Source organism: Xenorhabdus sp. PB30.3 (genome assembly GCF_963895965.1).
Taxonomy (GTDB): Bacteria; Pseudomonadota; Gammaproteobacteria; order Enterobacterales; family Enterobacteriaceae; genus Xenorhabdus; species Xenorhabdus stockiae.
Window position 1 is genome coordinate 1 of record NZ_CAWQMW010000016.1, and the last position, 11273, is coordinate 11273.

The 11273-nt window shown below is 38.2% G+C and carries 4 protein-coding genes and 2 pseudogenes; 3 read left to right on the forward strand and 3 right to left on the reverse strand.

Annotation, left to right across the window (positions count from 1 at the left end):
• Positions 1 to 8 precede the first annotated feature (8 nt).
• From AACX38_RS02070 to AACX38_RS02080, 3 genes are all read right to left on the reverse strand, one after another.
• Positions 9 to 1733 carry a hypothetical protein gene (locus tag AACX38_RS02070; RefSeq protein WP_228865618.1) on the reverse strand — a complete coding sequence of 575 codons (1725 nt, stop codon included), beginning with the start codon at positions 1731 to 1733 and terminating at the stop codon, positions 9 to 11.
• 196 nt (positions 1734 to 1929) lie between these two features.
• On the reverse strand, positions 1930 to 5937 hold the full coding sequence (locus AACX38_RS02075; protein ID WP_228865619.1) for an inverse autotransporter beta domain-containing protein: 4008 nt from the start codon (positions 5935 to 5937) through the stop codon (positions 1930 to 1932).
• Between the two features lie 253 nt (positions 5938 to 6190).
• On the reverse strand, positions 6191 to 8593 hold the full coding sequence (locus tag AACX38_RS02080; protein WP_228865620.1) for an inverse autotransporter beta domain-containing protein: 2403 nt from the start codon (positions 8591 to 8593) through the stop codon (positions 6191 to 6193).
• 217 nt (positions 8594 to 8810) lie between these two features.
• On the opposite strand from AACX38_RS02080, the pseudogene AACX38_RS02085 reads away from it, so the two are divergent.
• The 3 genes and pseudogenes from AACX38_RS02085 to AACX38_RS02095 form a co-directional block, all read left to right on the forward strand.
• Positions 8811 to 9644: pseudogene (locus AACX38_RS02085) on the forward strand (IS630 family transposase); the annotation flags it as partial.
• A 175-nt stretch (positions 9645 to 9819) separates the two neighbouring features.
• A complete protein-coding gene (locus tag AACX38_RS02090; RefSeq protein ID WP_228865621.1) occupies positions 9820 to 10788 on the forward strand; it encodes an IS110 family transposase in 969 nt (322 codons plus the stop codon).
• A gap of 23 nt (positions 10789 to 10811) precedes the next feature.
• Positions 10812 to 11015: pseudogene (locus AACX38_RS02095) on the forward strand (IS630 family transposase); the annotation flags it as partial.
• Positions 11016 to 11273: the final 258 nt, after the last annotated feature.

Sequence of the window (11273 nt, forward strand, 5' to 3'; positions counted from 1 at the left end):
GAATATCACTAACCATTAGTAATGGTTGTTTCAATAATATCCTGCCAATATTTACTATATATTTTTTCATTACTTTGCACATCTATAGTATAATATTCTATATAAATCCATGCGTGATCGCCATTCTCATAGGAAGGAATCCCTTGTAGTAAGGTATAATCTACCGGGATTATTGTAGTACAATGCTTCCCTCCAGGTTTATCAGGTGTAAATGACAATTTTTTGTGTATAGTAGTAGGATTTTTAAAATTTTGAGAACCTGATTTAATATAGATGTTTGCATGAACATTTATACCTGTCTGTACCTGTGGGTAATCCGTATCGTTAGGATCATTACTTGCAACTATTTTCAAAAATAGACCGGCACTGGGATCTTTTGAACCATTATTAGCATAATTTGAAATATCATGATAATTAACACTTGACTCCTCTAATATTTCATGGATTTTAGAGCCATTGCTACTAAGAAGTGGATCATTTTTATAATCAACAAAACTATTAAAGACAGTGACTTTATTATATAACCGATTTACATTATTAGATGGAATTTTATCTCCACCACCTTTATAGGTAAAAGCTGTAGTACCAGAATATTGGATATTTCCGGCTTCCGAAGCAACAACATAATAAAGATATGATAATACGTCTTCATTGAACATGCTGTAAGGAATATCAAAATTATAATTCTGATTAGAATTAAGACCAGCTTCACTAAGAGATTTTATAGGTAAAACCAGCCCGTTTGGATCAGGTGCTCCATTATTACTTTTAGAAAAAAACAAAATTTTATCACTAGGGTTAAGATTACTATATGGCATAACTTCAGCTTCAAATGTATTCTGCCCATCTTTACCAATTACGATACTACCATAAGGACTTTGTATATTGGGTGGAAAAGGTGGTGGGTTTAAATTATATTCTGGTGGAGGTGTAATCATATATATTGCAGCTGTTCTAATATTTAAATCCCCAGTAGGACCCAACCCTGAAATATTACTTACTAATGTCAATGATGCCGGTGTATCTTTTTTTGGATATACGCGAAAACTTACATCCCCATTCACATCAGTGGTAAGGGATAAAGTAGGCCTGTTTCCATTCATATCCAGCGGGATAAGAGTTGGTGTTATACTACCACTCGGATCATTAGTAATAGATACCTTTCCATGATCCTCATTTATATCATTTGGTATAAGTGAGTAAACATTAAATGGCGTATATTTAAATGGATCACCGGTATTTTTATCAACAAGCTTAGTAGAGTACGAAATATAACTACCTAGAGTATTGCTAAATGGAGCATCTGTATCAGGGGTTATACATACACTCTGATTAGTCTTCAACTGCAAGCTATATTTCCCTAATTCTTTTGCTATATATGTAATAGTTTCGGTTTTAGGTGTAGCCCCAGGGTTTCCATATTTAATCACATAACTTAATTTGGTACCTGTTGATGTACTTAGCACTGTATCTTCAATAATGCAGTACACTTTTTTTGTATAAGTTGATTCTTGTCCTGTTAAATCTGAATCAGAAACGGGAACTATTTTCAATCCTTGTTGCCCTAATTTAGGGATCACAGTCATTTTAAAAAGATGTGATAAAGGTCCACTTGGTGACGTATATGTAATTTCCAACATAAAATTCTGACCAATAGCAACAGTAGCTTGATCTTGTACAGATATTTTTAAATTAGTATCCATGTTATAATCAACAATTAATTCTTTTTTCATAATCTTAGTCCCATATTATAAATAACTTAATGATTTTATAAAAATTTTCTTACACTTCCTCTAATCATTATAAAAAATAAAATATGGAGTGAATAATGAAAAATAGTTATCACTCAAAGGAATAATATCATCTTAATAATAAAAATAACTAAGCATCAAAATATTTCTTAAGATAATTATTTTGTAGATATGAATATTAATAATTTGCGTTTATCGCACCAGAAAAAGAACTACATATAATAAATATTTCAACTGGGTTTCCTAGACCATCATAATTAGGCACTATTTTATTATGATATGCATCATATACCAGAAAATCACCTTCTGAAGGCTGACTGTTACCACTGGCAGAGTCTTTTAGTACCTTAAATTTAGCAGACCCTTCTATAGCAATGCCTCCAAAATTGTGAAACAATCCCCATTTGAATGCATTTGGAAACTCCTTAGCAAGAACTATACCTGAACCTACAACCTGATTTTTAGTCGGTGAACGATAAGTATGACCCGCTATTGGTGAAGTTTCACATGAATGATTGTCATTTATTTTATATTGAGTAAGTCTAGTACTCAAAGTAAAGAGATATCTCCTAAAGCTTATTGTATAGGAGTAGCTATATTTCGCACCATTTTCTATCTTTGTAACATTAGCAATGATATTTGATTCTCCTGGGTAGCCAACCATCAATAATCTATTTTTATTATTAGGATCCTGATAAATAATAGGATTGGAGTTAGTACCATTCTGATATGCTTCATCAACAAAAGTAACATTATAATCTTTCGGAGGATCAGCCAATGGTTTGTTTTCATTTTTTCTAAGTTCGAAAACCAAACTATCGAAGTAAATGTATGGTCTTTTTGATATCTCAGCAGGGACAAATTTATTAACTTTCTCATCATATTGATTAATAACATATAATCCTACAGACTTTATTATTGCCTCAAAATCAACTTTTTCATCAGCAGACTTAGATAATTTTGTTCCATTTGAATCAGTCATGTATAGTTTCACACTAACATCATCAACACCCACGTTACTTTTTAACATTGCATATAACTGACCATCATTATTCGTTTTATATGAAACGATTTCAGGTATCGGAAATTCTGTTGTATTGATTTTTTCATGGTCACGCTCCCAATTCACATCACTAGCACTGAATTCGTAATTGGAAATTGGTTTGCCTGTTTCTTTATTCTTAATTGTTGCTTGGTATGCATATGCCTGATTTCCATCAGCAACCAGTGGATTAGAAGAGTCATAGCCTTTATGGAATTTACCATGTTTGTCCATAGTGCCAACAATAACACTCTCAATGTCAAATGGTGGCAATTTAAACTTAATAGATTCTACACACTGATTTTTTTTCTGATCTTCGGTGAGAAGAGGCGCTCCAACAGCTGTCAAACATACCGTAGCAACGGTATCAGGGGGAGTCTTTTCTTTATTACTGTTTAACTGCGCTTTTAACTCACCACCAGATACCTCGCTGACGTCTTCTGAAGGTTCTAGGGATAAATGATCATTTTGAGGCTCAACACTCCATTTAAATTTGAATTTGTCACCCGAATAGCCCGTTTTTCCATCAGCTCCTTTCACTTTAGCTGTAATAGAATATGGTTTTTCGCCCGGAACAACAGAGCCATTAGGATTATCTAACTTCACACTCTGAATTGTTGGCCACTTAAATTCTACTGGTGGTGCTTCCTCTGTATTTCCCCCCGTTGAGGCTGTAACAATCACATCTGATGCAGCAACTTCGCTTTTAAGTTTTATTGTAGCTATACCATCAACACCTATTACTGTTTTAACAGATTCAGCAGGAGGATTCGGACAGGTCCCATTTTCAGCAGGAGTCAGACAGACTCCATTGATATTTTTTTTCAACTTCCAAGTTACCGTCCCTTTCTCAGGGTTATCATCAGAATTAGTCACTTTTGCTGTATATTTACAGGTATCAAAAACTAATAATTCATTACTACAATCATGTGTCACAATAATATTTTCTAATTTGAAAGATACTGCCCGTGCGTCTACAGGAGCTAAGCCTTCAATAGCCAGTGAAACCATGACATCATCGACTTTCACTGTACTTGTTAATTTGGCCTGTAATTTCCCGGTTTCATCTGTTTCTACATCGCCTTTTGGGGCATCCAAAGTCAGTCCGGTTACAGGATTTTTTATATTCCATTTAACACCAGAGATTGTTGTTTTTTTCTGCAAATGATGATTTTCATTATCAACGAATTGTGCCGTATAAGTATAGAATTGCTTACCATCCGCCGTTATGGTTTTAGCGGGTGTGACGGTAATCTCTTTAATATGGTAGGGAAGGGGGGTGGTTTTGGCATCAAAAACCACTTTTCCCATAAATTTCCTAGGCTGACTATCCATCGCTACACAAACAGCAACTGCGCCAACGAATCCCGTGCTCATTAGTGTGACACGATCACGCTCTGCAATATGTCCATCATTCATTATATTTATTTGCTTGAATGAACTGTTGGGCTTGAATTTCAATTTATCTGTAATTTCTTTATTTTTACAGATATTATCGTCCAACGTTAATGATGCTGCTGAGGTCCCTATTGCTACCGCTGACGCTGATGCACCCACTGGTATCGCGAACCATTCAACATTATGGATGATTGCATTCTTAATCACGTTAGGATTGTTAGGGGTATCAGAAGTAATAATAGGATTAAAAGTATATCCTTGATCTCCTGAGGCCAATAGGGGGCCTGGAGGTGTGAAATTAGCGCCCTCTCCTTTTTTAATCTCAAAAGGTCTGACAATAACGTTCATTTGTTTAGGTTTTGTTTTTTGATCATTTTTTAATTCAGCAGATATATTGAGCGCATAACTATTATTTTTATTTTCACCCGATAAGTACTTAGGGAATTTAATATAAATTTCCCCAGAATTTAAATATATATCCCCTCCATTCTTTATAAATTCCTCTTTTGCATTTCCCTTTTCAATATTAATCTGTTGAATAGCTGTATTTGCAGATAACTCTTTCGTAATGTCATGTATTTCACGGCTATAACCCACAATAATTCCCGGTACAGAAAGCTCAGACTTCGGCACCTCCCGATGTTCAAGCACTATATTATTATTCCTTTCCACCAAATCATAACGGCTGCCTGCCAGTGTTCGCATTGATGCAACGTTATCCGGGGATAACTGTGCACTCAGTGGCACGCCAAATCTGAGATTAAAGTTTGTCAGAAATTGGGTTTCACTCTGCCCCCTCTCTCCTTGTTTATAGTCAACGCCCACTGTTATCAATGGAATTGGTGTATACGTCACGCCCATTTTTGCCAGACTTGGATTTTTTTGCTTGGTCTTTCGGTTAAATAACGTCACGTTATCGCCGAAGTATTGCTCATAAGAAAATTTGCCTCCCAGATTAGGGTAGGCAGATAGGAAGAATTCTCCGTTAATATCGTAGCCATTGGCGGGTCGTTCGTGATGCTCCTCGAAATTCCGCGAGATTTGCCAGTCACTTAAGCGGTAATAACCGTTGGTAGAAAATTTAATATAATCTCCCCAAAGCTCTCCTCCCAACCCTACCCGTCTGTTTTTACCCGTAATGTCATAGTCATAAAAAGTATTCAGGCCATACATCCAGTTCTGAGAAAAATAACGCCCTCCCAAACCGAGGTTAACTGTGTTCCGGCTATCTTTGTTACGGTAACCTAATTGGGAAAAAAAGAACCATGCAGCTTGATTATCATAAATAGGCAATAGCAGATCTACTGAGTTATTTTCAAGCCTGCCTTTTCTGTCAAAACCAAAGTTAATTTTTGCTGTACCAGATTGGGATAACCATTTTTGAGCTTCGGAAGAGATAGTGCTGTTAACTTTACCCAAAGCATAAGATTTGGCTTGTTCTGCTAATTCTGAAGAGGATGACGATAGAATATTCCCTGCCATCTGAATATTTCGTCCAATAGCATCTGCATGTTCATATTCTGATGTATTACTTGTATTTCCTGCTCCGTCTTTTTTATCGGTTTTTGGAGTTAGAAATTTTTTACTTGATTCAGTTACTTGGGTGTCTACATTATCTATCTTAGATGTTATTGTTTTTTCATGGTTTATATACCCTTCAGCAAACGCATTCATAATGGTAGAAGGGATAAGTAACGTATAAACGATCGTGAAAAAAACAATAATTTTACCAATATATGATGGCATATATAAGCACCCAAGTAGATGTTATTATTAGTTACCGTTTTTTGATACTAAATTACTAGAGTAAGACAGCTTACCCAATTTATATATTAGGAAATATTTTATACTCCTCCAATAACTTTTGGTTATCGGTTGATAATGAAAATTTATTGAACTGAGTTCATTAATTGACCAGATATTACTAATAAACAATCTGATTGTTAAAAAATAAAAACACAGGCGTCCTAAAACCTGTGTTTTTCATTAGCTCTTATCTTTAACCTTCTAACATACAAAATAATCGACCAAGATCAGTATTCAGACCATCCACCCTTTCTTCAACGTAATCATATAAAACAAATTTAGATGGACTTTCATTAGCTGCTAATACTTTTAACTTCGAACTCTTCATAGCATCATTATATAAAGGAAACATCCCAAAACCCGTAATCCCCATATCCTGATATTCACCCATCAAAGAAGTTTGATCATTGGATTTTGATAAGCCAATATCTTGTAAAGTTATTGACTTTGCGTGACGTCCCCAAGAATATGTTGGGTTCATCGTTTCGCACTTACCATTGCCAGAATCATCCTGTAACTGTACATAACCTTCATTAGGAACCTGAGGGCTAAAAACATATCTCTGAGGTTTAAATGTATGTTTATAAATATATTTGGCCTTTGTATCAGGCTCGGTTACTGTCGCTGTAACAATTGCTTCTTTAGATAAACTAAAATTCTCAACAGGGAAAGTAATATTTCCTGCATGATCTATTTCTACAAGATTAGACGTAGATTTATATTCGACATGTGCTCCAACGAGATGACCGGTCAGCTCTTCCGAATCTCCTTTTACCAATTTAATAACTAAGCCACTATAAACATTATAAGGTCTAGTTCTTTTTTCTTTATCAATCGTCTCCTCCACATTAAAGTGCATGCTATGACCATTAGGGGTGGTTATCATTAGCCCAGAATTTTGCGGCACCGCTTTAAAACTCACCGGTCTTTCGGCATTGATCTCATATAATTTCTTGTCATCATTGGTAAACTCCATTTTAACTCTGACATCATCCACTCCCACACTACTTACCAGTGAAGCAATTAAATATCCGTCACCATCTGTAGTGGTTTTCGTTTCTTTAAATTTCACATGCTCCGGTAATTTATTATTTACAATACTCCATGTTACATTCTCAAAACTATGATTACGCAACGGTTGAGCACTTTTTTCATCAAGAATTAAAGCCTTATAAGTATACGTATCCTTCCCATTTCCGGAAATAATTCCGTCAGGAGAGACTTTCATATTACCTTCGAATGGACCTCCTCCAGTAACCTTAACAGTCATTTCAGCTGTTCTGGAGAGCTTGCCATTCTCTAATTCCACCATTGCATGAATTGGGTAACTGTTTACACCTTTATCAAGATATCTTGGTAGTGTAACTCTAATGGAATTACCGCTACTAGGAAGTACTCCGCCATTTTTGTAGAACTCTTCTCCTGCACTCCATTTAACCAATTTAGCCGGCCTATTTGACTCCACGTTAGCTGTTACTGGTACCTCCTGAGCACCACGTCCCTGAATGATATTCGGTATGCTAATTTCCAGTCTTGGTTTTTCCCTATGATCCAACACAATGTTGTTATTCCTTTCCACCAAATCATAGCGGCTGCCTGCCAGTGTGCGCATTGATGCAACGCTATCCGGTGATAACTGAACACTCAGCGGGACACCAAATCTATAGTTTAAATTGGCCTGAAAGCGGGCATCACTGTGTTTGTTGCTGCCATGTCGGTAATCTATGCCCATCGTTATCAGAGGGATTGGTGTATAAGTTATGCCTACTTTGGCAAAGCCGGGGTTTTTCTGTTTGGTATCACGGTTAAACAGAGTCACGTTATCACCGAAGTATTTTTCGTAACCCAGTTTACTGCCGATGTGCGGATAAGCAGGCAAGAAGAACTCGCCATTGATATCAAAACCATTAGCAGGGCGCTCTTCCCAGTCTTTATCATCCCGTGACTGGTGCCATTTACTCAGGCGAATATAGGTATTGGCTGATAATTTAAGGTAATCAGCCCATGCTTCTGCCCCTAATCCCAGCCGGTTATTTTTTCCCGTAATATCCTGATCAAAGAAAGTATTAAAACCATACATCCAGCCCGAAGTGAAATAACGGCTGCCAAAACCGAGGTTAACCGTATTTCGGCTGTCTTTATTGCGATAACCCAACTGAGAAAAAACCAGCCAGTCTACTTTGTTATCATAAAGTGGAAATAACAGATCTAATGAACTGTTATGCAGTTTACCTTTTCTATCGAGAGATAAATTAACTCTGGCTGTACCAAGTTGTGACAACCATTCTTGTACCTCACTATTTATTACTCCGTTTACTCTTCCTAAAGCGTAGGATTTCGCCTGTTCTGTAAGTTGAGATGACGAGGATGATAATAAACCACCTATCGTCTGAATATTTTGTGCAATTACGCCAGCTTTATCTTTTTCTGTTACATCCAAATTATTTTCATCGCTCGCACTCGGAAAAAGTGGTTTTACTGTTAGGTTTTGATGATCTTCACTCACTGAAAATGTATTCATCGAGACAAACGGTAATAAAAAAGAAAAAATTAATATTAAAAATCGCAGGGATTTATTAACAAAAATAAACTTCATAGTTACGTTCCTCAAGAGAATGCAAAATTTCATCTGCACATTCACATTAAATTATCAGTTGAAATAAAAGCTTTTTGCACAATCAACATAAAGTAGGAAACTTTTTTATTATTAAGTAATGAAAGGTTTTTATCGGGCGATAAATAAAAGTAATCACTATACCCATCGTCATTGAAGATGCTTGATTTTTCATTCCTATCAGATCAAAATCGCGCCCATGAAAATTACCCTGACAGATGCCCAAAAAGAAGCGCTTGAATTGATGCACGATACGACTCGTGATGGGCGCATCCGTGACCGTATCAAAGCCATGCTTTTAGCCTCAGAAGGCTGGACTGCTCAGATGATTGCTCAGGCTTTGCGTATTCATGAAAGTACGGTGAGTCGCCATCTGAAGGACTACTTCTCTGAGGAAAAACTCGGCCCTGAAAATGGGGGCTCTGAAAGCCGTCTGTCTGCCGAGCAAACAACAGAGTGAATCGCGTATCTGACGGCAAATTTGATGCACACGACAGCTCAAATTGTTGCTTGGGTCGGGGCACGCTGGCAGGTCACGTTCTCTGTGGCCGGGATGACAAAATGGCTCCACCGTCAGGGATTCAACTACAAGAAGCCGGTGGGAACACCGCATAAATTCGATACGGATAAACAGCAACAGTTTATTGAGCGCTACAACGCGCTGAAAGCGGAATGTGGGCAAAATGAGCCGATTTTGTTTATTGATGCAGTGCATCCTACCCAATCTACAAAATTAAATGACGGCTGGATGAAGCGTGGAAGGAAGCAGGTTAAAGTGGTCGAAACCACCGGCAGCCGTACCCGCCTCAACATTATGGGCGCCCTCAATTTGCAACGGATTGAAGCGACGGTGATCCGTGACTATCCGACGATTAACGCGAAAAATGTCGTCCTGTTTTTCGGTGCCATCCGGGAAACGTATCCGCTTTCACAAAGAATTCATCTTATTCTGGATGGAGCGGGTTACCACCGTGCTGAAATAGTTCAATTTTTTGCCGAAGTCCTGAATATCAGGTTGCATTATCTGCCGCCTTGTATCTTAAATGTAGGTTAAAATAAATACGATTAGATTTGGTGCGGTGTATGCAGCCTGATACCGCCTAGGGTTCCTAGCCCGTCTGTAAGCGATTGGCGCATACACCCAGCCACTCATCTGAAACCCGAACAGTTGTCCGTATTCCATAACGTATTTGCAAGGAGGGGTAATAATGAGTCTGCCAAATCCACTCTGTGTGGGCATTGATGTTTCTAAAGCAACACTGGACATCGCTGCCAGTCATGAGTTTGCTCAGTTCACTGCAAGTAACGACTCTGATGGTTTTGATGCCATTCTTGCTGAGTTGAGAACGCATTCCGTTGCGCTGATTCTGATGGAGGCCACTGGCGGGCTTGAAGCCGCCGTGGCCTGCTCGCTTCAGGCAGAAAGTTTTGACGTTGCTGTTATTAACCCCAGACAGGCACGTGACTTTGCCCGGGCGATGGGATATCTGGCAAAAACTGACCGTATTGACGCCAGAGTACTCGCACAGATGGCGGAGGTCATTAATCGTCATCCGAAACGGGAACGTTTTATCCGGGCTCTGCCAGACGCTGAACGTCAGATTCTTGCGGCTATGGTAGTGCGCAGACGCCAGTTAATTACGATGTTGGTGGCTGAACGTAACCGGCTGTACCCTTCCCATCCGCAAAACAGAAAAAGCATTAATATCATTATCAAAGCGCTGGAAAGTGAACTTGCCCGAATCGATACAGACATGAACCAGCATCTCAAGAGCCACTTTAAAGCGCTTTCTGAACGGTTGAGCAGCGTTAAAGGTGTTGGCACTATGACGGTTGCCGCCTTGTTGGCTGAGGTTCCGGAACTGGGTCACCTCTCACGACGTGAAATCAGCGCACTTGTGGGTGTTGCGCCCGTAAACCGCGACTCGGGCACTATGCGTGGTCGGCGAACCATTTTTGGCGGCAGGGCTGGGGTAAGAACAGCACTGTACATGTCTGCGCTCGTGGCAGCCCGATTTAATCCAGTGATAAAGGCGTTTTACATGCGTCTGCTTGCCGCCGGAAAAGCCAAAAAAGTGGCGTTGGTTGCCTGTATGCGCAAGTTGCTGACTATCCTAAATACAATGCTCAGAAAGAACAAAGAATGGAATGCATCTTACCATCACGTTGCGCCATAATTTTTATGTTCAAGACAGTTGCTTACAGCCCTAACCTCAACCCGATTCAGCGATTATGGAAGTACGCGAATGAGCAGGTACGAAACAATGTCTATTTCCCAGATGCCAAAACGTTCCGTAAAACCCTTCATCATTTTTTTCATGTCACCTTACCCGAAAAAGGACAGGAATTAGCTACCCGGCTGACCGATAATTTCCAGACTTTAATTCCTGCATCTTCAAGTTAATTGCGTATATCATTTATTAGAAATACAATAAAAATACATAACCATGGTATTCATGATCGTTCAAAGTGAATAAAGCCAGTTAAGAAAAAATCAAAAAATGGTGACTATATTATTAAGTAATTATTATAAGAATTTATTTTCCAGACTCTACTTACCCTCACACAAGACAAATAACCAATTTATATGATAAATATAAATTTAGCTAAAATGCACCTGCTATTAACAGATGCATTTAAAATTCAAAAATCAGTTAATAAT

What these genes read in the sequence shown, in the direction of transcription:
- AACX38_RS02070 (WP_228865618.1), bottom strand. Translation starts at nt 1,733, where the DNA reads ATGAAAAAAGAATTAATTGTTGATTATAACATGGATACTAATTTAAAA.
- AACX38_RS02075 (WP_228865619.1), bottom strand. Translation starts at nt 5,937, where the DNA reads ATGCCATCATATATTGGTAAAATTATTGTTTTTTTCACGATCGTTTAT.
- AACX38_RS02080 (WP_228865620.1), bottom strand. Translation starts at nt 8,593, where the DNA reads ATGAAGTTTATTTTTGTTAATAAATCCCTGCGATTTTTAATATTAATT.
- AACX38_RS02090 (WP_228865621.1), top strand. Translation starts at nt 9,820, where the DNA reads ATGAGTCTGCCAAATCCACTCTGTGTGGGCATTGATGTTTCTAAAGCA.